Raw genomic sequence first — 22544 nt, forward strand, 5'->3', positions numbered from 1 at the left:
AGATGTCCCGGCCGGCCACGGAAGACCGGAGGACGGTGGTCACTAGGGCCATTGTGCCCGGTCGTCCCTGCTCCTCCCCCGCATACTCCGCACTGGCCACCGGCACCCGTCGGGCCGGGTGAACCGGGGCGTGTCCGGGGAGCCGGGGGCGCACGTCACGACAGGCGCATCGGCTCCCTGGCAGCCGGCCGTGGCTGCGGTACGGACTGCCAGAGGCAGCCGCACTCCGGGTGGCTCTGCAGCCGGAGGCGGCGGGCCATGCCGTCCGCGGCGGACAGTTCGCACCAGCCGTCGACGCTCGGCGGCCGGCCGCCGTCCAGGTACAGGTCCACGTGCAGGGCTGCCAGCCCGGCCACCGCCGTGGCGAGCGCGCTGTCGCAGGCCGGGGTGCGGGGCCTGCCGGGGCCCTCGTCCGCGAGCTGGGCCAGCAGTTTCGGCCAGGCCTCGTCCTCGTCCCGCCGGGTCAGCGTCGCGCAGCTGCCGCAGGCCGAGGCCCCCGGCAGGACCAGCGGCCCGACGATGCCGAGGTGCTCCAGGACTCCGACGTAGAGATGCGGCACACCGGCCCGCATCAGCTGCTGTGCCTCCGCGGCGGCTCCGGTGAAGGCGCCGCTGCCGTCCCGCGGCGCCAGCACCACCAGCGTGGGCGGCGGGCCGCCGGCGGGAGTACGCCGGTGCCGCTCGCCCGCGGCCGCACCGGCGGCCCGGTGCACCGCCTCCCGGGCGGCGGTGGTCCGCAGGCGGCCGACGTCCGTCGGCGGGTATCCGGCCGGCGAGCAGTCCCGCGCGGCCACCCGGCCGCAGTCGACCAGGCTCACCGTGCCGATGCCGCCGGCCGCGAGCACCGCGCCGATCGCCGTTCCCACCCGCCCCGCGCCGCGCACCTCCACCCGGGCCCTCGCCCGGCTCTGGAGCACCGCCGGTGCCTCGCCCGGCGCCGGGTGCACCAGGGAGAGTGACGCCATGTCAGGGCCGAGCAGCTCCTGCTGTGGCCGGGAGTAGCCGCCGAGCGCCTGCTGGACGGCCTCGGCGTCGTCCAGCAGGCCGCCCTGCTCCAGCGAGCCGAGCAGCTGCTCGGCGAGCTCGGTGCCGAGCCCGAGCCGCTCGCCGGCGTCGAGCAGCGCGGCCCGCTCCCTGGTGCCGTCCAGCAGCTCCAGGAACGCCGCGACGGCCTGGTTCACCTCGTCCACGACGCGGGCGTGCTTGCGGACGGTGCCGAACTGCAGGGTGGCGCGGTCCCGCCAGGCACGGGAGAGCGCGGGCTTGAGCATGGGGCGCATGGCAGTCCTCCGGCGGAGCAGGCATGGCAGGCAGAGCAGGTGACGGAAGGATGCCCGATCCCGTCCACTCGGCCGGTTCGGTTGTCCACAGCCCCGTGCGCATGATCGGACGATCAGTCCGCACAGCCTGTGGATAACCCGGGAAGATCACACCGCCCTCACCTTTCGTTCGCGATCGCTCCAGGAAAGATTTCGGCCACGGCAGCGGACTTCTGTCAGTGGTACCGGGTAACGTCGTGTGACATGGCAGCCGAACGGGACTCCCATCCTTCGGCGTCGCGTCGGCGTGCCCGTGCAGCCTCCGGGCCGGGAGTCGCGACGCCCAGCACGCGTGCGCTCTCCGGTCCACCTGACCCGCAGACCGGCGGGCAGCCCGAGCCGGTGCTGGACCGCTCCACGGTCGAGGTCCGCCGCAGCGCCCGCCGCAGCCGTACGGTCTCGGCGTACCGCGAGGGTGACCGCACCGTCGTGCTGATCCCGGCGCGGATGTCGCACGCCGAGGAGCAGCGCTGGGTGGCCCAGATGCTGGACAAGCTGGCCGCTCAGGAGAGCCGCCGCGTACTCGGTGACGACGCCCTAGCCGCCCGGGCCCGCGAGCTGTCCGCCGCCTACCTGTCCGGCCGGGCCGAGCCCGGCCAGGTCCGCTGGGTGACCAACCAGAACTCCCGCTGGGGCTCCTGCACCCCGAGCGAGCGCACCATCAGGCTCTCCCACCGTCTCCAGGGCATGCCCGAGTACGTGGTCGACTACGTGCTGCTGCACGAGCTGGCGCACCTGCTGGTGCCCGATCACGGCCCCCGCTTCTGGGCCCTGCTGGAGGCGTACCCGCGCACCGAGCGGGCCCGCGGCTACCTGGAAGGGGTGGCCGCCGCAGCCCGCCTGCCGCACATCCCGGGTGCCCGGGGCGAACAGCCCGATTGCGGCTGACGGAAACCGCAGCAGGGGCGCGGGGAACCGCGCGACCAGCCCTCTACGAAGGTGGACAGTTCCCCGCGCCCCTGAGGTGGTTGCGCTCAGCTCGTGAGCTTCCGGGCGATCGCGACCAGCTCGCGGACCGAGACGTCCGTCAGCTCGGGCAGCTTGTCGAAGTCGAACCAGCGGAGGTCCAGCGACTCCTCGCTGATCTGCTCCTCCGCACCGGCCGGCGCCAGCGCGACGTACTGGACGTCGAGATGGGTGTTCTCCGGCTGGTCCTTGCCCGCGCAGCGCACCAGGTGCCGGTCGAGCTTGACCGGTGCGGGTACGCCGTCGACGGCCAGCAGCTCCAGGCCCTGGATGCCGGACTCCTCGGTGGCCTCGCGCAGTGCGGCGGAGGCCAGCGTCCGGTCACCGGGCTCGCAGTGGCCGCCCATCTGCAGCCAGATCCCGACCTTGGGGTGCAGTGTCAGCAGTACCCGCCCGGCCGACGGGTCCACCACGACCGCGCTGGCCGTGATGTGCGCGGGCAGGCAGGCCCGCCAGAGGCCGTCCGGGCGCTCGGCGAGGTGGCCGAGGTAGTCGAGCCGCAGCTGTTCCTGGTCGGCGTCGGCCACGGACCAGTCGCGGAGAGCCCGTACGGCGTCGGAGTGGAGCCCGGTGGTCACTTCTTCGGCTCCCCGTTGCCCTCGTCCTCGCCCTTGCCCTTGCTCTCTCCTGCGGCGGCTTCGCCCAGGAGCTTGTCCAGGGCGTCGAAGTCGATGCCGCCTTCGGCGCCCTCGCCCGCCTCGCGGTGCACGAAGCCGTCCGGGTCGTCCAGGTCGGCCGCCGTCGGCAGCATGTCGGGGTGCTGCCAGAGCGCGTCCCGGCCCTCGATGCCGCGCGCGTCGGCCAGCGAGGCCCACAGCCGCGAGGCGTCCCGGAGCCGGCGCGGGCGGAGCTCCAGTCCGACCAGCGTGGCGAAGGTCTGCTCGGCGGGGCCGCCGGCCGCACGGCGGCGGCGGACGGTCTCGCGCAGTGCGGCGGCCTGCGGCAGGTGCGGCTCGGCGGCGGCGTGCACGACCGCGTCCACCCAGCCCTCGACGAGCGCGAGGGCGGTCTCCAGGCGGGCCAGCGCGGCCTTCTGCTCGGGGGTGTCCTCGGGCTGCAGCAGGCCGCCGGCCAGCGCCTCCTGCAGGGCCTCGGGGTTGCTCGGGTCGAGCTGGCCGACCAGCTCCTCCATGCGCGTGGTGTCGACCTTGATGCCGCGCGCGTACGCCTCGACGGCGCCGAACAGGTGCGCCCGCAGCCACGGCACATGGGCGAACAGCCGCTGGTGGGCGGCCTCGCGCAGCGCCAGGTAGAGGCGGACCTCGTCGGCCGGGACGCTCAGGCCCTCGCCGAACTCGGCGACGTTCTGGGGGAGCAGCGCGGCCTTGCCGGCCGGGGCGAGCGGCAGGCCGACATCGGTCGAGCCGACCACCTCGGCGGCCAGCGCGCCCAGCGCCTGACCGATCTGGGTGCCGAACATCGCGCCGCCCATGGACCGCATCACGCCCATCAGCGGGCCGGCCATGGCCTGCATCTCCTCGGGCAGCACGCCGCCCATGGCGTTGCCGACCCGCTCGGCGACCGGGTCCACCAGGTCCTTCCAGACCGGCAGGGTGGCCTCGATCCACTCGGCCCGGCTCCACGCCACGGCCGTACCGGCCCCGGACGGGAACTCGGTGGAGGAGTCCAGCCACAGGTCCGCCAGCCGCACGGCCTCGGCGACCGCCGAGCGCTCGCCGGCACTCACCGAGCGGTCCTTGCTCTTGCCCTCGGGCTGCTCGGCGACGACCGTCTGCCGGGCGATGTCCCTGGCCAGCTCCCAGTTCACCGGGCCGCCGTCGAAGGAGAGCATCTGGCCGAGCTGCTGGAAGGCGGCGCCCAGGTCGTTGGGGTTGAGCCCGCCCAGCATCGCGCCGAAGGGGTTGTCACCGGACGCGCCGCCGGCACCGCCCATCCCGAACAACGCGCCGAGCGGGTTGCCGCCGCCGAAGCCGAACGGCTGCTGCGGCGGGGTGGCACCGGAATCCGAGGACCCCGGCTTGTCCGCGTCGTTCTTGTCCTCGGGGGTCTTGTCGCGCTTGGCCTTGCCGTCCTCGGGCTCCTCGGGCGGAACGCCGAATCCGAAGGGGAGGTCGCTCACGGGGTCCTCGATCTGGTCGGCCGTCACGCGGTGGTGTGGCGGGAAAGTGTGCAGGCCCGGGGCGGTGGGCGGAGCAAAGGTCGGGCGACCCGGCCCGTGCCGGGTGCACCGCCGGGCCCAAGCCTCGGGCAGGATGGTCGGTACGTGACACTCGTACGTACGCACATAAGCTAACCGTGGAGGATGGCCGGTGAGTTCCCCGCCTTCGGACGTTCGCTCTGGGCTGACCGGAGGTGAGGACGCTCCTGCCGTCGGGGGTTCGCCGTCTCCAGCCTACGGCGGCAAGCCGTTGACCGTGGCCGTCACCGGCGCCGCCGGTGTGCTCGGTGAGCGGGTCGCCGCCCGCCTGGTGGCCTCACCGGGAGTACGCAAGGTGCTGGCCCTCGACGACCGGCGCGGCGACGTGCCCGGCGTCCACTGGCGGGTCCTGGACGTACGCGACCCGGCCGTGGCCGAGCGCCTCGCCGGGGTCGACGTAGTGGTCCACCTGGCGATGGACCTCGGAATGGAGTCCGACCCGCGAGCCCGGAGCGCGTACAACGTGCGGGGCGCGCAGACCGTCCTGACCGCCGCCGCGGCGGCCGGGGTGAACCGCGTCGTGCTCTGCACCTCCGCGATGGTCTACGGCGCGCTGGCGGACAACGAGGTGCCGCTCGCCGAGGACTCGGAGCTCCGCGCAACCGAAGAGGCCTCGCTGGTCGGCGATCTGCTGGAGATCGAGCGGCTGGCCCGTCGCGCGCCGCGGGCCCACCCGGGCCTGCAGGTGACGGTGCTGCGGCCGGCGGTGGTCGTCGGCCCCGGTGTCGACACCGTGCTGACCAGGCACTTCGAGGCTCCGAGGCTGCTGGTGGTGGCGGGCTCGCGCCCGTGCTGGCAGTTCTGCCACGTGGACGATCTGGCGACCGCGCTCGAGTACGCCGTGCTCGGCCTGGTCGAGGGCGAGGTGACGGTCGGCTGCGACGGCTGGCTGGAGCAGGAGGACGTCGAGGAGCTCTCCGGTATCCGCCGGATGGAGCTGCCCGCCGCCCTGGCACTGGGCACCGCGGCCAGGCTGCACCGGCTCGGGCTGACCCCGGCCCCGGCGGGTGACCTGGCGTACACCATGTACCCGTGGGTGGTCTCCGGCAGCCGGCTGCACGAGGCGGGCTGGCGGCCCGGCTTCACCAATGAACAGGTGCTCGGTGAGCTGCTGGCCCAGGTCTCCGGCAAGCACGCGGTGGCCGGGCGCCGGCTCGGCGGCAAGGAGGCTGCCACCAGCCTCGGCGCGGCCGGTGCGACGGTGGCGCTGGTCGGTACGGCGGCACTGGTCCGCCGGGCCCGCAAGCGGCGGCGGATCTGAGCTCCGCCGCTTCTCGCATCGCGGAATTGTGAAATCGTGATGCGGAAGCCTCTTGCTCCGAACCACCCAGGATGAGGAATCATGGTGACCATGTCCGAGAACCACGACCCCATCCGCCTCCTCGCCATCCGCGAGACCCCGCTCTCGCTGGACGAGGTCTACGAGGCGGTCGGCGACGACGCGGCCGGCGGCACCACCGTCTTCGTGGGGACGGTGCGTGACCACGACGGCGGCAAGTCGGTGTCCGCCCTCGAGTACAGCTGCCACCCGACGGCCGAGCAGGAGATGCGCCGGATCGCCGAGAAGATCTGCGCCGACTTCCCGGTCCGCGCGCTGGCGGCCGTGCACCGCATCGGCCGACTGGAAATCACCGACAAGGCCGTGATCGTCGCGGTCTCCTGTGCCCACCGCGGCGAGGCCTTCGCGGCCGCCCGCCGGCTCATCGACGACCTCAAGCACGAGGTGCCGATCTGGAAGCACCAGGTCTTCACCGACGGCGAGGAGGAGTGGGTCGGCGCCGGCTCCTGCTGAGCCCCCGTCACTCGTTCGGTCGCGCGCCGATCTGACGAATACTCCCAAGCGGTGAGCGGGGTCTGCGCACCGTAACCCGTATGGCGCTGTGACCGTTGTCAGCCCGGGTGGTTAATCTGCTCATAGACACGACGAGCTGGGAGTACGGATATGGCTGCGCTCGCCTGGTTGATCATCCCCGTCATCGCCGCGGTCCTCGCCATGGTCTGGGCCGGCTGGGCCGCCCGTACGCCGAGGGCGACCGGTGACCCGGCCTCGCTGGCCGAGCACCAGCGCTTCCGCGCCGCCATGGAGCGCAGCACCGCCGGCGCATCGACCGAACCCACCAGGCGGTGACTCACCCGCTCGCCTCCGGGCGCTCTGAACCCGCCGCCGGCGCTTCTCGCTCCGGCGCTCCTTCGTCGCTTGTCGCTCGTCGCTTTCGGCGTCGGCGCGCCCTTCGGCTCGGGGCGGGGAGCCCGGGCAGCGCCGGGTAGCCCTCGTCCCGTACTGTCGAGCCATGCCACGCCGCTCAGCGACGATGCTCGCCGCCACCCTGCTGCTCATAGCACTGCTGTGCGTCTCCGTGCTGATGAAGGTGCCGTACACCGAGATGAGCCCGGGCCCGACGTACAACACGCTCGGGATGCAGGCGGACAGTGACCAGCCGGTGATCAGCATCACCGGGCACGAGACCTATCCGACCAGCGGGCATCTCAACATGACCACCGTGCAGGTGACCGGTGCGAAGTACGAGCCCAGCCTGGTCTCGGCGGTGATCGGCTGGCTGCGCGGCGACGTGCTGGTGGTGCCGCACGACAACGTGTACCCCGAGGGCCAGACCGACCAGGAGGCCCAGCAGCAGAACGCCGAGGAGTTCGCCTCCTCCGAGGACAGCGCCAAGACCGCGGCCCTGACCCAGCTGGGCATCCCGGTCGGCACCGAGATCATCGTCTCCTCGGTGGTGGCCGGCGGTCCGTCCGAGGGCAAGCTGCACGCGGGCGACCAGATCGTCGCAGTCGACGGCACCAAGGTCACCTCCCAGGCCCAGGTGGCCCAGCTGGTGACCAAGCACAAGCCCGGCGAGACGGTGGTCTTCACCGTCGTCCCGCACGGCAAGGACAGCGCGACCCCGAACGCGGCGGACCAGGTCCAGGTCCCGATCACCACGGCCAAGGCGGAGAGCTCCGACCGGGCGATCGTCGGTATCGGCCCGGGGGCCACCCACACCTATCCGTTCAAGATCGACATCGGTCTGCAGGACGTCGGCGGTCCGAGCGCGGGCCTGATGTTCTCGCTCGGCATCGTCGACAAGCTGACGCCAGGGGAGCTCACCGGCGGCAAGTTCGTGGCCGGCACCGGCACGATCAGCGACGACGGCAAGGTCGGTCCGATCGGCGGCATAGCGATGAAGCTGATCGCGGCCCGCGACAAGGGTGCCGAGTACTTCTTCACCCCGGCCGAGAACTGCACCGAGGCCGCGAAGAGCACCCCGGGCGGGCTGCGTCTGATCAAGGTGGACACGCTGGACGGCGCGCTGAAGGCCCTCGACCAGGTCAGGGCCGGTCAGACCGCAGCGCTGCCGTCCTGCAGCACCACATAAGCCAGGTAGGGCTCAGGCGAAGGTCGCCAGCAGCGCGTCGGTGAGACCGGGCACCAGGTCGGGGCCGGTGAGCACCTCGCGGGCGACGTCCTTGGAGCGCAGGCGCAGGGCCGTCTCCTTCCGGCCGTCGCGCAGGACGGCGGCGGTGATCCGCACCTCCTCGCGGGCCGGGTGGTTGGCCACCCACTCCGCGAGCTGGGCCTCGGTGGCGTTCTTCGGGCGGGTCTGCTCGGCGCCCGGCGGGAGCATCAGGCGCTCGACCACCAGGGCGCAGCCGGCCACCATGTCCGGCCAGGCGATGGTGCCGAGGAACTTGTCCAGCTCCATCCCGGCGGGCAGTTCGTCCTGCTCGATCGGGGTGAGGCCGGGCTCGTCGTCGTCGGTCAGGCCCAGCTTCTTGGCCACCGCGGGGTCGGTCTTGCGCAGCTTGGCGCTGTCGACCAGGGCGAACAGTCGGGCCGGGAGGTCCCACCCGAGGGTGGAGGCGTACTCGTCGATCTCCAGCGCGGCCCGGGTCAGCGGGGTGGCGGCCGGCGGGGTGTTAGGCACATCGGACATGCCCCAATCCTCACACGTACCGCCCGAGGGCCCGAACCGGCGTGGCCGCGCAGCGGTGCAGGGTCACGTCAGAGATAGCTGCAAACCATGGGAACTCAGGTAAACACCGATTAAGTTGCACTGAGGACTGCCCCGACAACAACACGACACAGCAGAGGTGCCACCTTGGTATTCCAGATGCCGGACCGACCAGGACCGGGCTTCCGTGCCAGAGTCGGCCCGCCCTCCCGCCGCACGCGAGTGCTCCTGCTGACCGCCGGTGTACTCGCGGTGCTGTTCCTGCTGTTCGTCATGTTCGCCGGGCTGTGGACGGACTGGCTCTGGTTCAAGTCGGTCCGCTACTCCTCCGTGTTCAGCTCCCAGCTCTGGACGAAGGCCGGGCTGTTCGGCGTCTTCGGCCTGCTGATGGCCGTGATCGTCGGTGCCAACATCTGGCTCGCCTACCGGCTGCGCCCTCCGCTCTCCGCGATGTCGGTCGAGCAGCAGAGCCTGGACCGCTACCGCATGGGCGTCGCCCCGTACAAGAAGTGGCTGCTGGCCGGCGTCTCGCTGCTGATCGGCCTGGTCGCCGGGGCCGCGGCGTCGGGCCAGTGGCGGACCTGGATGCTCTGGACCAACGAGACCTCGTTCGGGGTGAAGGACAGTCAGTTCCACCTGGACGTCTCGTTCTACGCCTTCGAACTGCCCTGGTACGAGTTCCTGCTGGGCTTCGCGTTCAGCGCGGTGATCGTCTCGCTGCTGGTCTCGGTGCTGGTGCACTACCTGTACGGCGGCCTGCGCCTGCAGGGCCCCGGTCGCCGGGCCAGTGCCGGTGCGCAGGGCCACCTGGCGGTGCTGCTCGGGGTGTTCGTGCTGCTCAAGGCCCTGGCGTACTGGCTGGACCGGTACGCGCTGGCGGTGAAGTCCGGCTCGTACAAGGGGGTGGACGGCTGGACGGGCCTGCGCTACGTGGACGCCAACGCCTTCCTGCCCGCCAAGACCATCCTGTTCTTCGTCGCGATCATCTGCGCGGTGCTGTTCTTCCTGACCCCGGTGCGCCGCACCTGGGCCCCGGCGCTGATCGGCTTCGGTCTGATGGCGCTCTCGGCGGTGCTGATCGGCGGGGTGTACCCGGCGATCGTGCAGCAGTTCCAGGTCAAGCCGAACGAGCAGGCCAAGGAGACGCCGTACATCCAGAAGAACATCGACGCGACCAGGCAGGCGTACGGCATCGCGGACAGCCAGACCCAGCAGTACACGCCGAAGGGCTCGACCACCCAGGACGCGCTCAAGCCGGACGCCCAGACCATCGCGGACATCCGGCTGCTGGACCCGAACGTGGTCTCGCCGACCTTCCAGCAGATCGAGCAGCAGCGCTCGTACTACGCCTTCCCGCAGACCCTGGACGTCGACCGGTACGGCACCGGCGTCCTCGCCCAGGACACCGTGATCGGCCTGCGTGAGCTGAACCTGAACGGTGTCCAGCAGCGGAACTGGATCAACGACCACTTCAAGTACACCCACGGCTACGGCGCCGTCTCCGCCAAGGGCAACCAGGTGAACAACCTGGGCCAGCCGGTCTTCACCGAGTCCGGCCTGCCGGCCTCCGGCACGCTGGGCGAGTACCAGCAGCGGATCTACTACGGCGAGAACACCAAGACCTACTCGATCGTGGGCGGCTCCAACAAGGAGATCGACTACACCGTCGACTCCGGCGACAAGACCTACCAGTACACCGGCGGCAGCGGCGTCTCGCTGAACAACCCGTTCACCCGGGCCGCGTACGCGGTGAAGTTCGCCGAGCCGCAGATGCTCTACTCGGGCGCGATCAGCGACGGCGCCAAGGTGATCTACGACCGCACGCCCAAGGAGCGGGTCGAGAAGGTCGCCCCCTGGCTCTCCATCGACGCCGACCCGTACCCGGTGGTGCAGGACGGCAAGCTTGTCTGGGTGCTGGACGGCTACACCACCTCGGACGGCTACCCGTTCTCGTCCAAGACCACCCTGGGCGACGTGACCAAGGACTCGCTGACCGACCAGCGCGGCCGGACGCTGACGGCGGCCAACAAGGTCAACTACATCCGCAACTCGGTGAAGGCCACCGTGGACGCGTACACCGGCGAGGTGACGCTCTATCAGTGGGACGACGCCGACCCGGTGCTGAAGACCTGGATGAAGGCCTTCCCCGGCACGGTCAAGGGCCGGAGCGACATCCCGGCCACGCTGATGCCGCACCTGCGGTACCCCCAGGACATGTTCAAGGTGCAGCGCGACCTGCTCGGCCAGTACCACATGACGGACGCCAACTCCTTCTTCAACGGCACCGACATCTGGCAGGTCCCGGTCGACCCGACCACCAACACGGGTGCGGTGCAGCCGCCGTACTACCTGACGGTCCGGATGCCGGACGTGCCCTCGGCGAGCTTCTCGCTGACCACCTCCTTCGTGCCCAGCCGGCGCGACAACCTGGCCGCCTTCATGGCGGTCAGCGCCGACCCCGGTCCCGAGTACGGCAAGATCCGGATCCTCAAGGTGCCGGGCGACACCGGCACGCTCGGCCCGGGCCTGGCGCAGTCCAAGTTCAACTCGGACCCCGAAGTCGCCCGCCAGCTCAACATCCTGAAGAACGGCGGGGACTCCGACGTCGAGTACGGAAACCTGCTGACCCTGCCGGTCGGCGGCGGCCTGCTCAACGTGGAGCCGGTGTACGTACGCGGCCGTGGCGCCAAGTACCCGGTGTTGCAGAAGGTGCTCGCGGTGTACGGCAACGACAACGTGGCCTTCGAGAACACCCTGGAGGACGCGCTGAAGAAGGTGTTCGGTGCCGCCACCAGCGGTGCGCCCACCACGCCGACGGCGCCCACCACGCCGACCACGCCGGGGACGCCCACCCCCACCACCCCGCCGAGCACCACCGACCAGGCGCTGCAGAAGGCGCTCCAGGACGCGCAGAAGGCCTTCACGGACGGCCAGAACGCGCTGAAGAACGGTGACTGGACGGCGTACGGCACCGCGCAGAAGGCGCTGCAGGACGCGCTGAACCAGGCGGCGGCGGCCCAGCAGAGGACGGGCGGGAGCACTCCCTCGCCCTCGCCCTCGCCGTCCGCGACCCCCTAGCTGAGTTAACCGATTCCAGGTCTGCCCCAAACCCGTGTTATGGTTGAGACACAACGACGCGGGGTGGAGCAGCTCGGTAGCTCGCTGGGCTCATAACCCAGAGGTCGCAGGTTCAAATCCTGTCCCCGCTACTCTGTACCGAAGGCTCGGAGATTCTTCTCCGGGCCTTCGGTGTTTGCGGGGGCTTGACGTATTGGCCAGCCTTGTGCCGGTCGACTCCGGTACGATCGAGCGTCGTCAAGGGCGCCGACGCCGGCAGCCTCACCCTTCCATGCGGCAGGCGGGGTTTGTGAGGCCCAAGTGTCGGGAAATCGACAAAGCGCTGAAGCAATCTCGCCGGGCTTCGGCCCGCTCCGCCAAAATTGGGCGGGGCAGGTGTACGCGGGTTGCGGGTGATGCGACGATGGAACACATGGGGGACGCTGTACGGCCGTTGACCCCGGCGCGCCCTACGGCTCGCGGGGAGAAGACGGCCGTCGAATCCGACACGCCCCTGGGGGATGCCGCAGCACTCTGGGGGAGCGGGAGTCGGCATGAAGCTGATCGGTAGGAACGCACAGACCGAAGCCGACACCGAGGCATGGGCGCAGAGCCCCGACGAGACCCAGGGAGCCCTGCCGGCCCAGCGCACCAGCGGCCTGACGGTCCCTCGGGCGAGCGTCGGGTACGGGCCCGACAGCCTGGTCCGGCTCTCCGCGGAGCAGTTCGCCGCGGCGGTGGGCCCGTACAGCGCTGCCCGAACCGCCGTGGAGCCGGAGCGGGACGGCGCCAGCTTCGAGACCGCGCTGGCCGCCCGCGAGCAGGCCGCGCTGGAGTCCCGCCACCGTCAGGCCGCCGACGAGGGCGACCCCAACGCGTCCAGCCAGCTCGGTGCGCTGCTGCTGCGCCGCGGCGACCTCGAGGATGCCGAACCGTATTTGCGCAGTGCCGCCGGCGCCGGTCTGCGGGCCGCCGCCAACAACCTCGGTGTGCTGCTGCACCAGCGCGGCCACCGGGCCGAGGCCGCCCAGTGGTGGCGCCAGGCCGCCGTCGCGGGCAGTGCGCCGGCCGCGCACGCGCTCGGGCTGCAGCTGCGCGACCAGGGCGAGGAGGAGGCCGCCGAGTACTGGCTGCACTTCGCCGCCGAGCACGGCCACCCGCTCGGGGCTTACGCACTGGGCGATCTGATGGAGCATCGGCGGGACGTCCGGGCCGAGCGCTGGTTCAAGGTCTCGGCCGACGCGGGCCACCGCGAGGCCGCGTACCGCCTTGCCCGGATGCGGGAGGCGGCGGGGGACAAGGAGACCGCCGAGACCTGGTACCGCACCGCCGCCGCGCGCAGTCACGCCCGCGCGGGGCTGCGGCTCGGCGTGCTCCTCGAGGAGCGCGGCGACGCGGACGAGGCGGCCCGCTGGTACCGGCAGGCCGCGCAGAACGGCGAGGCCCGGGCAGCATGCGCCCTGGGCTTCCTGCTGCGCGACGCGGGTGACCTGACGGCCGCCGCCGAGTGGTGGCAGGAGGCCGCCGAGGCGGGCGACGGCAACGCCGCGAACGCGCTCGGCGCGCTGCACGCGAGCCGGGGCGAGGCCGCGGAGGCCGAGCACTGGTACCGCGCCGCGCTGGACGCGGGCGACCACAACGGTGCCTTCAACCTCGGCCTGCTCTGCGCCGGCGCGGGCCGGGAGGCCCAGGCCGAGCAGTGGTACCGCCGGGCCGCGTACGCCGGGCACCGGGAGGCCTGCAACGCGCTGGCCGTGGTGCTGCTGCAGCGCGGCGACGAGTCCGGGGCCGAGCCGTGGTTCTCCAAGGCCGCCGAGGCCGGCAGCGTGGACGGTGCCTTCAACCTGGGCGTCCTGCACGCCGGGCGCGGCGAGCAGCAGCAGGCGCACGAGTGGTACGCGCGCGCTGCGGCCGAGGGCCATGGCGAGGCCGCACTCCAGCTCGCCGTCGCGCAGGAGCAGCGCGGGCAGCTGGCGGCCGCGCTGGACCGCTACCGTCAGGCGGCGGCCGGCGGCTCGGCGGAGGGCGCCTTCCGGCTGGCCTCGCTGCTGGACCGCAGGGGCGACGCGGACGCGGAGGCCGAGCACTGGTACGCGGTGGCGGCCGACGCGGATCACCGGCGTGCCCAGGTGCGGATGGGGGTCCGGGCGGCCGAGCGTGGGGCGCTGCAGATCGCGGAGAGCTGGTACCGCCGGGCGGCGGAGGCCGGGAGCCGTAGCGCGGCGTTCAACCTGGGGCTGCTGCTGGCCCGGCAGGACAGCGAGACCGAGGCGATGCTCTGGTACACGCGGGCGGCGGATGCGGGGCATGGGCGGGCGGCGCTGCGGCTCGCGCTGCTGGCGTTGCGGCGGGGTGAGCCGGTGCAGGCGGAGAACTGGTGCCGTCGCGCGGCCGACTACGGTCCGGCGGAGGTGGCGGAGCGGGCTGCGCGGCTGCTGGGTGCGCTGCACTCCGAACTCAGCGCTTAGGGCTGACCGCCAGGGGCGCGGGGAACTGCGCGAAACCGGGAGTGACGGCGCCGCACCACCGCTCAGTGCGAAGGGGCAACCACTGGGGGCGCGGGGAACTGCGCGAGATCGGGAGTGACGGCGCCGCACCTTCCGCCTCGCGCAGTTCCCCGCGCCCCTGTCTGTTCACCCGTCCTGCAGAAGCCTGCGGAGGTCAGGCCCGGCAGTCGGGGCAGAGGCCGCGGTAGGTGACCTCGGCGCCGGAGATGGCGAAGCCGAAGCGTTCGCCGGCGGGGAGGGCGGCGATGGGGTCGCCCTCGGGGTGGACGTCGCGGATCGCGCCGCAGCCGGAGCAGACCAGGTGCTGGTGGGCGTGGTGCGCGTTGGGGTCGTACCGCTTGGCGCGGCCGTCCGTGGAGACCTCCAGCACCTCGCCGAGCGTCACCAGCTCGCCCAGCGTGTTGTAGACCGTCGCCCGGCTGATCTCGGGCAGCCGCTGGACCGCGCGGGCGTGCACCTCGTCCGCCGTGAGGTGTACATGATCACCATCAAGGACCTCGGCCACGACGCGCCGCTGCGAGGTCAGGCGCCACCCACGTCCGCGAAGTCGTTCCAGCAGGTCACTCATGGCAACAGGGTAGAGCACGTTCTTGAGTTGGTTCCAGTATTGACTTAGACAAAGTCCAAGCTAGGATCTGATCCTAACGACCGGATAACGCGGAGGTGCTCACATGACTGCCCAGGACGAGCTGCGGCCAACCCTGACCACGGAGGCCGGCGCGCCGGTCGCCGACAACCAGAACACCGAGACCGCCGGCATAGGCGGCCCGGCGCTGATCCAGGATCAGCTGCTGTTCGAGAAGCTGGCGCACTTCAACCGTGAGCGCATCCCGGAGCGCGTGGTCCACGCCCGCGGCGCCGCCGCGTACGGCACCTTCACGGTGACCGCCGACGTGACGGCGTACACCAGGGCGAAGTTCCTCTCCGAGGTCGGCAAGCAGACCGAAACGTTCCTGCGCTTCTCCACCGTGGCGGGCAACCTCGGCTCGGCCGACGCGGTGCGCGACCCCCGCGGTTTCGCGCTGAAGTTCTACACCGAGGACGGCAACTACGACCTCGTCGGGAACAACACCCCGGTGTTCTTCATCAAGGACGCCATCAAGTTCCCCGACTTCATCCACACCCAGAAGCGCGACCCGTACACCGGCTCCCAGGAGGCGGACAACGTCTGGGACTTCTGGGGCCTGTCGCCCGAGTCGACGCACCAGGTGACCTGGCTCTTCGGTGACCGCGGCATCCCGGCGACCTACCGCCACCTCAACGGCTACGGCTCGCACACCTACCAGTGGCAGAACGAGGCCGGCGAGTACTTCTGGGTCAAGTACCACTTCAAGACCGACCAGGGCATCAAGAACCTGACGTCGGAGGAGGCGGCCGCCCTCGCGGGCGAGGACCCGGACAGCCACCAGCGCGACCTGCGCGAGTCCATCGAGAGCGGCGAGTTCCCGAGCTGGACCGTCCAGGTGCAGATCATGCCCGCCGCCGACGCCGCGAACTACCGCTTCAACCCGTTCGACCTGACCAAGGTCTGGCCGCACGCGGACTACCCGCCGATCGAGATCGGCAAGCTGGAGCTCAACCGCAACCCCGACAACATCTTCGCCGAGGTCGAGCAGTCGATCTTCTCCCCGGCGCACTTCGTGCCCGGCATCGGCCCGTCCCCGGACAAGATGCTGCAGGGCCGCCTGTTCGCGTACGCGGACGCCCACCGCTACCGCGTCGGCATCAACGCCGACCACCTGCCGGTGAACCGCCCGCACGCCACCGAGGCGCGCACCAACAGCCGCGACGGCTACCTCTACGACGGCCGCCACGGCCGTCAGAAGAACTACGAGCCGAACACCTTCGGCGGCCCGGTCGAGACCGGCCGTCCGCTCTGGTCGGCCGTCCCGGTCAACGGCCTGACCGGCAACCACGAGGCGCCCTCGCACGCCGAGGACAGCGACTTCGTGCAGGCCGGCAACCTCTACCGGCTCTTCTCCGAGGACGAGAAGCAGCGCCTGATCGCCAACCTGGCCGGCTTCATCGCCAAGGTCTCCGCCGACCGCGACGACATCGTCGAGCGGGCGGTCGAGAACTTCCGCCAGGCCGACGCCGACTACGGTCAGCGCCTGGAGGCCGCCGTCCGCGAGCTGCGCAAGCAGCAGTAGCAGCGGTCGCCCACAAGCCGGGGGCCCCGGGAGCAGCTTCGCGCTGGTCCCGGGGCCCGCACTCATGAGTCAGAGCCGCAGCAACCCGTCCCTGATCCGCTCCAGCAGCGCCACGGACGGGCTCTCGGCGAGATGGATCCGGACGTACCGCTCCGCCGCGAGATCCGCGACCAGCACCCGGGCCACCCCGAGCGGCGTCGGCAGCAGCGCGGCCAGCTCGGCGACCGAGCGCGGGTACTGGCAGAGCTCGACGATCCGGTGCCGCTCGAAGCCCAGCGGTGCGGTCAGCGCCGAGGGCGGCGCCGAGACCAGGGTCTCCAGCCGCAGCTCCTCACTGACCGGCCGGGTCCGCCCGGCCGTGACGATGAACGGGCGGACCACCTCGCCGGTCTCGTACTCCTCGCCGCCCATCAGACGACCTCGCTCTGCAGCAGCTGCTGATGGGAGGTCAGCAGGGTGCCCGGCAGCAGGACCGTCGCCGTGACGCCGTGCACCGGTGAGGGCGCCAGCCGGACCCTCGCGCCCAGCCGGGCGGCCAGGCGGCCGACCACGTAGTGGCCGAGCAGCTTGGTACGGCCCACCAGGAAGCTCTCGTGCCCGGCCAGCCGGGCGTTCGCCCGCTCCAGCTCCGGCTCGGTCATACCGACCCCGTGGTCCAGTACGGCGACCAGGTACCCGGCGCCGGTGACCCTGGCGAAGATCTCCACATCGGTGTCCGGGGCGGAGGCGGCCAGCGCGTTGTCGATCAGCTCGGCCAGCAGGTGCGCCACCTCGGCGACCGCGCCGCCGTCCAGCAGTGCCTCGTCCACCTGCCGGAGCACCACCCGCCGGTAGTCCTCCACCTCGCCCAGCGCGGCCCGGACGACATCCCCCATGCCCACCGGCTGTGCCCAGCGGCGCGGACTGCGCTCCCCGGCCAGTACCAGGACGCTCTCCGCGTTGCGCCGCATCCGGGTGGCCAGGTGGTCCAGCTCGAACAGGTTGGCCAGCACCCCGGGGTCGTGCTCGCCGCGCTCCAGGGCGGAGAGGAAGCCCAGCTGGCGGGTGATCAGCGCCTGGTTGCGGCGGCCGAGACTGGCCAGCGACTCGGTGCTGTTGCGCTGCAGCACGGACTGTTCCACGGCCAGGCGCAGCGCCGTCGCCGCCACCCGGTCCAGTGCGGCGGCGACCTCGGCGAGCTCGTCCGCCCGCCCCGACCGGGTCGAGGCGGGAAGCGTGCCGAGCTCGGCGAGGTCCTGGTCGGGTCCGGCGTCGCGGATCCGCGCCACCGCCGCCGGCAGCACCCGGTCCGCGAGCCCGCCCGCCTCGGCGACCAGTGCCGCCATCGGGCGGGTGATCGACCGGGTGGCGGCCACCCCGAGCCCTGCCGCGCCGGCCACGGCGACCAGGGCCAGCGCCACGTCCCGGCCCAGCGACCAGAGCGCCGCCGAGCGCAGCTCGTCCGCGCGTGCCCGGCTCTCCTGCGCGGCCTCCTCCTGGACCTTGTGCAGGTCGTCGACCAGTCCGCTTGCGGCCCGCCACCAGTCGGAGGGCTTCACCGGCAGGTGCTCGGCGGCGAAACCGGCCAGGGCCTGCTGCTCCATTCCGGCGACGGTGACCGCCGCCGGGGTCCGCAGCGCGGCGTCGAGCGAGGTGATCCTGGCGGAGCTCGCGGTGCGCGGGACCTGAGCCAGTGCCGCGTTCTTCACCGCCGTGATCCGCACGAAGGACGGGTAGTCGGCACCTCGGAACGAGCCCGCGGCCAGCACCCCGTTGAGCGTGCCGCGCTCCAGCGCGGCCGCCTCGGTGGCGTCGCAGAGCGCCCGAAGGGTGGTCAGCGAGGCCTGCAGCCGGTCGTCGCCGGAGGAGCCCTGATCGGCGAAGGCGGCCGAGGTCAGGCCGGTGATCGCATCCGTGAAGAAGGTGAGCGCCTCGGCCCGGCCGGCAGTGCCGGTGTCCGCGCGCCCGCGCAGCGCGGCGAGCGTGCTGAGCCCGGACAGCGCGGACCGCACGGAGGCGGCGCCGGGCGGGTCGGTGGCCAGCTGCCGGTCCAGCGCCTGGCGGGCCTGGTCGGCGGCGCTGCGCTGACCGCCGAGCTGATGACGGAAGCTCTCGTCCCCGCCGAGCAGACCGGCCGTCAGCCCGCGCTCGCGCTGCAGCTGGTGGACCAGCTCCTCGGTGGTGGCCACCAGGGCCACCCGGTCGCTGGTGCGGCCCGCCTCGGTGTACCGGGCGGCCTGCCCGGCCGTACCGAGCGCGGCCAGTACCACCAGTGCACCCGTGGGAAGGGCGAGCAGCAGGGCCAGCCGGTGGCGGATGCTGCGGAGCGTACGCACGTCGGGATTCCCCAGTCGAGCGGCCCGGCGTGGTGGGCGCGCGGGGGAGCGGGGCGCGGTTGCGGTACCGGCCTTGGCCCGTCGAGCGTAGGGGGTGGGGATTGCGCGGGGGTTGCGCCGAACTCAGAGTCACCGGAAGGCCGTTGGGGAGAACTCGGCAACCCGGCGGACCACGTCCGGAAACACGGCTGTCAGACGCTCAGCCGCCGCAGCGCCTCGTCGTGCAGCAGCCCGTTGGAGGCCACCGCGTCGGCGCCGCCGGGGCCGTCCACCCCGTCGAGGCCGGTGAAGCGGCCGCCCGCCTCCTGCACCACGATGCAGGGCGCGGCCATGTCCCACAGGCTCAGCTCCGGCTCGGCGGCGATGTCGACCGCGCCCTCGGCGAGCATCATGTACGACCAGAAGTCCCCGTACGCCCGGGTGCGCCAGCAGGACCGGCTGAGGTCCAGGAAGGCGTCCAGGCGGCCGCGCTCCTCCCAGCCGCTGAGCGAGGAGTAGGAGAACGAGGAGTCCTCGATCCGGGAGACCTTGGAGACCGAGATCCGGCTCGCCTTGGCCAGGCTGCGGCCGGCGTACGCGCCCAGGCCCTTGGCCGCCCACCACCGGCGGTGCAGCGCGGGGGCCGAGACGATGCCGACCACGGGCTGCTCCTCGCCGTCCGGACCGACCTCCAGGAGTGCGATCAGGGTGGCCCAGACCGGCACGCCGCGGACGTAGTTCTTGGTGCCGTCGATCGGGTCGATCACCCAGCGGCGCGGGCCGGTGCCCTGCAGGCCGAACTCCTCGCCCATCACGGCGTCACGCGGGCGCGCCCGCTGCAGCACGCTGCGCACCAGTTCCTCGGCGGCCTTGTCGGCGTCGCTGACCGGCGTGAGATCGGGCTTGGTCTCGACCTTGAGGTCCAGCGCCTTGAAGCGCTCCATGGTGACCGAGTCGGCCGAGTCGGCGAGGACGTGGGCGAGTCGGAGATCGTCGTGGTAGTCGGCCATGCTCGAACCCTAGCGAGACCTCCGCGATCCCGACAGTTCGGCTCGCACACCGGGACGAGTCAATGCCCGGAGCCGCTGAGCTGCAGGCCGACCACGCCCGCGATCACCAGGGTGATCGAGACCAGCTTGAGCGCCGAGGTGGACTCGTTCATCCAGATCATGCCGTAGATCGCGGTGCCGGCCGCGCCGATGCCGGTCCAGACCGCGTAGGCACTCCCCACCGGAAGGGACTTGAGGGAGAGGGTGAGCAGCCCGAAGCTGCCCAGGGCGAAGCAGCAGAATCCGATGGTGGGCCAGAGCTCGGTGAAGCCGTGGCTCAGCTTGAGGTTGATCGCGAAGCCGGTCTCCAGCAGACCGGCGATGATCACCATGGCCCATGCCATCGCGCTGGCTCCCTGTCCTCGGGAACGCCGGACCACGGCGGGCCGACGACTTGGATGCTCGGCTCGCCTCCGAACACTCGCTCGCTGGTCCTATGATCACCGCGACAGGGCCGTCCAACACTTCTGACGGGCCGAAAGATGAGCTAGTCGATGAGCTAGTCGCCCTCCCGGACGTCCTTCGAGGAGAGCAGCCGGCGCAGCGAGTACAGCCGGGCCTGCTCGGCGTGGCCGTCCGCGACCCAGGCGTCGAGGGCGCAGTCCGGCTCGTCGTGGCTGCACGCACGCGGGCAGTCGACGGTGCCCGGCTCCAGGTCGGGGAAGGCCAGGATCACCCGGGACGGGTCGATGTGCGAGAGCCCGAAGGAGCGGAAGCCGGGGGTGTCGATCACCCAGCCCGGGTCCAGCGCCTTCTTCGAGCCCGGCTTGGCGCCGGGCGGCGGCGGCAGCCGCAGGGCGAGCGCCGAGACGGTGGTGTGCCGGCCCCGCCCGGTCACCGCGTTGACCACGCCGGTGGTCCGCTGGCGAAGCGGTACCAGAGCGTTGACCAGCGTCGTCTTCCCGACACCCGAGTGCCCGATGAACACCGTCGAGCGCCCCCGCAGGTACGCCCGGACGGCCTCCGCACCGGCCGTCTCCAGCTCGTCCCGCCGGGTCACCACGTACTTGATGCCCAGCGGCGCGTACGACTCCAGCAGCGGCTCGGCCGGGGCCAGGTCCGACTTGGTGAGCACCAGCAGCGGCTCCATGCCCGCGTCGTACGCGGCGACCAGGCAGCGGTCGATCAGCCGGGGCCTGGGCTCCGGGTCGGCCAGCGCGGTGACGATGGCCAGCTGCTGGGCGTTGGCGACCACGATCCGCTCGTACGGGTCGTCGTCGTCCGCCGTGCGCCGCAGTACGGAGCTGCGCTCCTCGACCCGGACGATCCTGGCCAGGGTGTCCGGCTCGCCGGAGAGGTCGCCGATCACGTGCACGACGTCGCCGACGACGACGCCCTTGCGGCCCAGCTCGCGGGCCTTCATCGCGGTGACCTCGCGCTCCAGCTTCGTCCCCGCGTCCACCAGGCAGGTCAGCCGGCCCCGGTCCACGGTGAGGATCATCGCCTCGGCGGCGTCCTCGTGCTTGGGCCGGATCCGCGTCCGGGGCCGGGAGCCCTTGCGACCCGGGCGGTTGCGGATGTCGTCCTCGTCGGCGTCCTTGCCGTAGCGGCGCATGTTCGTCCCGCTCCCCGTCAGTCCTTGGCCAGTAGGTCGGCCCACATCCGGGGGAAGTCGGGCAGGGTCTTCGCGGTGGTCGCCACGTTCTCCACCTCCACACCCTCGACGGCCAGGCCGATGACCGCTGCGGCGGTGGCCAGGCGGTGGTCCTCGTAGGTGTGGAAGACGCCGCCGTGCAGCGGGCGCGGGCGGATCCGCAGACCGTCCTCGGTCTCGGAGACGTCGCCGCCCAGGTCGTTGATCTCCTTGGCCAGGGCGGCCAGGCGGTCGGTCTCGTGCAGGCGCAGGTGGGCGATGCCGTAGAGGTGCGACTCGGAGTCGGCCAGCGCGGCCACCGCGGCGATCACCGGGGTGAGCTCGCCGACGTCGTGCAGGTCGGCCTCGATGCCCTTGATCCTGCCGGTGCCGGTGAACTCCAGACCCTCGTCGGTGAAGCGGCACGAGCCGCCCATCTGCGAGTAGATCTCGCGGAGCTGGTCGCCCGGCTGGAAGGTGTGCTTCGGCCAGTCGCGGACGGTCACCCGGCCGCCGGTCACCAGCGCGGCGGCGAAGAACGGCGCGGCGTTGGAGAGGTCCGGCTCGACCACCAGGTCGCGGCCGATCAGGGCGCCGGGGGTGACCCGCCAGACGTCCTTCTCACCGCCGTCCTCCGGCGCGTCCACCTGGGCGCCGGCCTTGCGGACCATGTCCACCGTCATCCGGATGTGCGGCAGCGAGGGGACCGAACCGCCGATGTTCCGGATCTCCACACCGTTGTTGTAGCGGGCGCCGGAGAGCAGCAGGGCGCTGATGAACTGAGAGGAGGAGGACGCGTCCAGCTCCACCGAACCGCCGTCCAGCGAGCCGGCGCCGTGCACGGTGAGCGGGAAGCCGCCCCGGCCGCCGTCGTCGATCCGGGCGCCCAGCGCGCGCAGGGCGTTGATCACGCCGTGCTGGGGGCGTTCGTACGAACGGGGGTCGCCGTCGAAGTGCACCGGGCCGTCGGCCAGCACCGCGACCGGCGGGAGGAAGCGCATGACCGTTCCTGCATTGCCCACGTCCACCTGGGCGGGGCCGCGCAGCTGACCCGCGGGGATGACCCGCCAGGCCTCGCCGCCGCCGATGCCGCCGCTGGCGTTGTTGACCGTCTCCTCGATGCCCACGCCGAGTGCGCGCAGGCCGTCCGCCATCAGCTGGGAGTCGCGGCTGCGCAGCGGGTGACGCACCCAGCCGGGGCCGTCGGCCAGCGCGGCCAGCACCAGGGCACGGTTGGTCGCCGACTTGGAGCCGGGGATGGTGACGGTCGCTTCAACGGCGGCGGTCGCGACGGGGGCGGGCCACAGGGCTTCGGTCATGGCCTCAGTCTAGGGCGCCCGGGAACTGGGCCTTGGTTCCTGCCCGAATGGCGGTAGGCCGTGTGCACTCGGGGCAACCACAGCAGGGGCGCGGGGAACTGCGCGGTCAACCGTGCAGCGCCGTTGTGCCCTGGTCGCGCACGCAGTTGATCAAGCAGAGCCCCGCGCCCCTGGGGGGACCCATGTGCGTACGGTTTCCCTG

Annotated in this window: 19 protein-coding genes and 1 tRNA gene; 9 read left to right on the top strand and 11 right to left on the bottom strand. The window is 72.0% G+C overall.

From position 1 onward, the window contains the following. Positions 1–155: 155 nt before the first annotated feature. Positions 156–1280, bottom strand: a complete 1125-nt coding sequence (locus FB465_RS22120; protein ID WP_145793113.1) for a ThiF family adenylyltransferase — start codon at positions 1278–1280, stop codon at positions 156–158. Between the two features lie 243 nt (positions 1281–1523). Between FB465_RS22120 and FB465_RS22125 the strand changes: the two genes are divergently transcribed. After that, entirely contained in the window at positions 1524–2207 is a 684-nt protein-coding gene (locus FB465_RS22125; protein ID WP_145793115.1) for a M48 metallopeptidase family protein, read from the top strand. A gap of 86 nt (positions 2208–2293) precedes the next feature. On the opposite strand, the gene FB465_RS22130 is transcribed toward FB465_RS22125, so the two are convergent. Both FB465_RS22130 and FB465_RS22135 read right to left on the bottom strand, forming a co-directional pair. After that, positions 2294–2863 carry an NUDIX hydrolase gene (locus tag FB465_RS22130; protein WP_145793117.1) on the bottom strand — a complete coding sequence of 190 codons (570 nt, stop codon included), beginning with the start codon at positions 2861–2863 and terminating at the stop codon, positions 2294–2296. After that, positions 2860–4365 (bottom strand): zinc-dependent metalloprotease, encoded by a 1506-nt coding sequence (locus tag FB465_RS22135; RefSeq protein WP_145793119.1) that lies wholly within the window; start codon positions 4363–4365, stop codon positions 2860–2862. Before FB465_RS22135 ends, FB465_RS22130 begins: the two co-directional genes overlap by 4 nt. A gap of 190 nt (positions 4366–4555) precedes the next feature. On the opposite strand from FB465_RS22135, the gene FB465_RS22140 reads away from it, so the two are divergent. The 4 genes from FB465_RS22140 to FB465_RS22155 all read left to right on the top strand — a co-directional run bounded on the left by FB465_RS22140 (position 4556) and on the right by FB465_RS22155 (position 7817). Further along, positions 4556–5704, top strand: coding sequence for an NAD-dependent epimerase/dehydratase family protein (locus FB465_RS22140; protein ID WP_425461202.1), 1149 nt, complete (start codon positions 4556–4558; stop codon positions 5702–5704). A 90-nt stretch (positions 5705–5794) separates the two neighbouring features. Continuing rightward, positions 5795–6235 (top strand): molybdenum cofactor biosynthesis protein MoaE, encoded by a 441-nt coding sequence (locus FB465_RS22145; protein WP_425461203.1) that lies wholly within the window; start codon positions 5795–5797, stop codon positions 6233–6235. Positions 6236–6385: 150 nt separating this feature from the next. Then, on the top strand, positions 6386–6571 hold the full coding sequence (locus FB465_RS22150) for a hypothetical protein (protein WP_145793124.1): 186 nt from the start codon (positions 6386–6388) through the stop codon (positions 6569–6571). 163 nt (positions 6572–6734) lie between these two features. Further along, positions 6735–7817 carry a YlbL family protein gene (locus tag FB465_RS22155; RefSeq protein ID WP_145793126.1) on the top strand — a complete coding sequence of 361 codons (1083 nt, stop codon included), beginning with the start codon at positions 6735–6737 and terminating at the stop codon, positions 7815–7817. A gap of 12 nt (positions 7818–7829) precedes the next feature. Here the strand turns inward: FB465_RS22155 and FB465_RS22160 are convergent, their stop codons facing one another. Further along, positions 7830–8366: a PPA1309 family protein gene (locus tag FB465_RS22160; RefSeq protein WP_145797511.1), complete on the bottom strand. Its 537-nt coding sequence runs from the start codon at positions 8364–8366 to the stop codon at positions 7830–7832. Between the two features lie 186 nt (positions 8367–8552). Here FB465_RS22160 and FB465_RS22165 point away from each other — a divergent pair, with 186 nt between their 5' ends. The 3 genes from FB465_RS22165 to FB465_RS22175 all read left to right on the top strand — a co-directional run bounded on the left by FB465_RS22165 (position 8553) and on the right by FB465_RS22175 (position 13918). Next, entirely contained in the window at positions 8553–11471 is a 2919-nt protein-coding gene (locus FB465_RS22165; protein ID WP_145793127.1) for a UPF0182 family membrane protein, read from the top strand. Positions 11472–11528: 57 nt separating this feature from the next. Continuing rightward, positions 11529–11602: transfer RNA gene (locus FB465_RS22170), tRNA-Met, on the top strand. 402 nt (positions 11603–12004) lie between these two features. Continuing rightward, positions 12005–13918 (top strand): tetratricopeptide repeat protein, encoded by a 1914-nt coding sequence (locus FB465_RS22175; RefSeq protein WP_246192776.1) that lies wholly within the window; start codon positions 12005–12007, stop codon positions 13916–13918. Between the two features lie 193 nt (positions 13919–14111). Here FB465_RS22175 and FB465_RS22180 read toward each other — a convergent pair whose 3' ends face one another. After that, entirely contained in the window at positions 14112–14525 is a 414-nt protein-coding gene (locus tag FB465_RS22180) for a Fur family transcriptional regulator (protein WP_145793129.1), read from the bottom strand. A 103-nt stretch (positions 14526–14628) separates the two neighbouring features. On the opposite strand from FB465_RS22180, the gene FB465_RS22185 reads away from it, so the two are divergent. Beyond that, the gene (locus FB465_RS22185; RefSeq protein WP_145793131.1) at positions 14629–16107 is read left to right on the top strand and encodes a catalase; all 1479 of its coding nucleotides are present in this window, start codon (positions 14629–14631) and stop codon (positions 16105–16107) included. A gap of 69 nt (positions 16108–16176) precedes the next feature. On the opposite strand, the gene FB465_RS22190 is transcribed toward FB465_RS22185, so the two are convergent. From FB465_RS22190 to aroA, 6 genes are all read right to left on the bottom strand, one after another. Next, positions 16177–16518 (bottom strand): DUF742 domain-containing protein, encoded by a 342-nt coding sequence (locus tag FB465_RS22190; protein ID WP_145793133.1) that lies wholly within the window; start codon positions 16516–16518, stop codon positions 16177–16179. Next, complete coding sequence (locus FB465_RS22195) at positions 16518–18422, bottom strand: sensor histidine kinase (RefSeq protein ID WP_145793135.1); 1905 nt, start codon at positions 18420–18422, stop codon at positions 16518–16520. The genes FB465_RS22190 and FB465_RS22195 overlap by 1 nt, the downstream gene beginning before the upstream one ends. A 191-nt stretch (positions 18423–18613) precedes the next feature. Further along, the gene (hisN, locus tag FB465_RS22200; protein WP_145793136.1) at positions 18614–19411 is read right to left on the bottom strand and encodes a histidinol-phosphatase; all 798 of its coding nucleotides are present in this window, start codon (positions 19409–19411) and stop codon (positions 18614–18616) included. A gap of 59 nt (positions 19412–19470) precedes the next feature. Beyond that, complete coding sequence (locus tag FB465_RS22205; RefSeq protein WP_145793138.1) at positions 19471–19794, bottom strand: DMT family transporter; 324 nt, start codon at positions 19792–19794, stop codon at positions 19471–19473. A gap of 155 nt (positions 19795–19949) precedes the next feature. After that, a complete protein-coding gene (rsgA, locus tag FB465_RS22210) occupies positions 19950–21005 on the bottom strand; it encodes a ribosome small subunit-dependent GTPase A (protein ID WP_145793139.1) in 1056 nt (351 codons plus the stop codon). A gap of 17 nt (positions 21006–21022) precedes the next feature. Further along, positions 21023–22342, bottom strand: a complete 1320-nt coding sequence (gene aroA / locus FB465_RS22215) for a 3-phosphoshikimate 1-carboxyvinyltransferase (RefSeq protein WP_145793141.1) — start codon at positions 22340–22342, stop codon at positions 21023–21025. Positions 22343–22544 lie beyond the last annotated feature (202 nt).

Source organism: Kitasatospora atroaurantiaca (assembly GCF_007828955.1).
GTDB classification, from domain to species: domain Bacteria; phylum Actinomycetota; class Actinomycetes; order Streptomycetales; family Streptomycetaceae; genus Kitasatospora; species Kitasatospora atroaurantiaca.

Excerpts from the sequence above, each read along its gene's own strand:
- FB465_RS22120 (WP_145793113.1), bottom strand. The coding sequence starts at position 1,280 with ATGCGCCCCATGCTCAAGCCCGCGCTCTCCCGTGCCTGGCGGGACCGC.
- FB465_RS22125 (WP_145793115.1), top strand. The coding sequence starts at position 1,524 with ATGGCAGCCGAACGGGACTCCCATCCTTCGGCGTCGCGTCGGCGTGCC.
- FB465_RS22145 (WP_425461203.1), top strand. The coding sequence starts at position 5,795 with ATGTCCGAGAACCACGACCCCATCCGCCTCCTCGCCATCCGCGAGACC.
- FB465_RS22150 (WP_145793124.1), top strand. The coding sequence starts at position 6,386 with ATGGCTGCGCTCGCCTGGTTGATCATCCCCGTCATCGCCGCGGTCCTC.
- FB465_RS22155 (WP_145793126.1), top strand. The coding sequence starts at position 6,735 with ATGCCACGCCGCTCAGCGACGATGCTCGCCGCCACCCTGCTGCTCATA.
- FB465_RS22165 (WP_145793127.1), top strand. The coding sequence starts at position 8,553 with ATGCCGGACCGACCAGGACCGGGCTTCCGTGCCAGAGTCGGCCCGCCC.
- FB465_RS22175 (WP_246192776.1), top strand. The coding sequence starts at position 12,005 with ATGAAGCTGATCGGTAGGAACGCACAGACCGAAGCCGACACCGAGGCA.
- FB465_RS22180 (WP_145793129.1), bottom strand. The coding sequence starts at position 14,525 with ATGAGTGACCTGCTGGAACGACTTCGCGGACGTGGGTGGCGCCTGACC.
- FB465_RS22185 (WP_145793131.1), top strand. The coding sequence starts at position 14,629 with ATGACTGCCCAGGACGAGCTGCGGCCAACCCTGACCACGGAGGCCGGC.
- FB465_RS22190 (WP_145793133.1), bottom strand. The coding sequence starts at position 16,518 with ATGGGCGGCGAGGAGTACGAGACCGGCGAGGTGGTCCGCCCGTTCATC.
- hisN (WP_145793136.1), bottom strand. The coding sequence starts at position 19,411 with ATGGCCGACTACCACGACGATCTCCGACTCGCCCACGTCCTCGCCGAC.
- FB465_RS22205 (WP_145793138.1), bottom strand. The coding sequence starts at position 19,794 with ATGGCATGGGCCATGGTGATCATCGCCGGTCTGCTGGAGACCGGCTTC.
- rsgA (WP_145793139.1), bottom strand. The coding sequence starts at position 21,005 with ATGCGCCGCTACGGCAAGGACGCCGACGAGGACGACATCCGCAACCGC.
- aroA (WP_145793141.1), bottom strand. The coding sequence starts at position 22,342 with ATGACCGAAGCCCTGTGGCCCGCCCCCGTCGCGACCGCCGCCGTTGAA.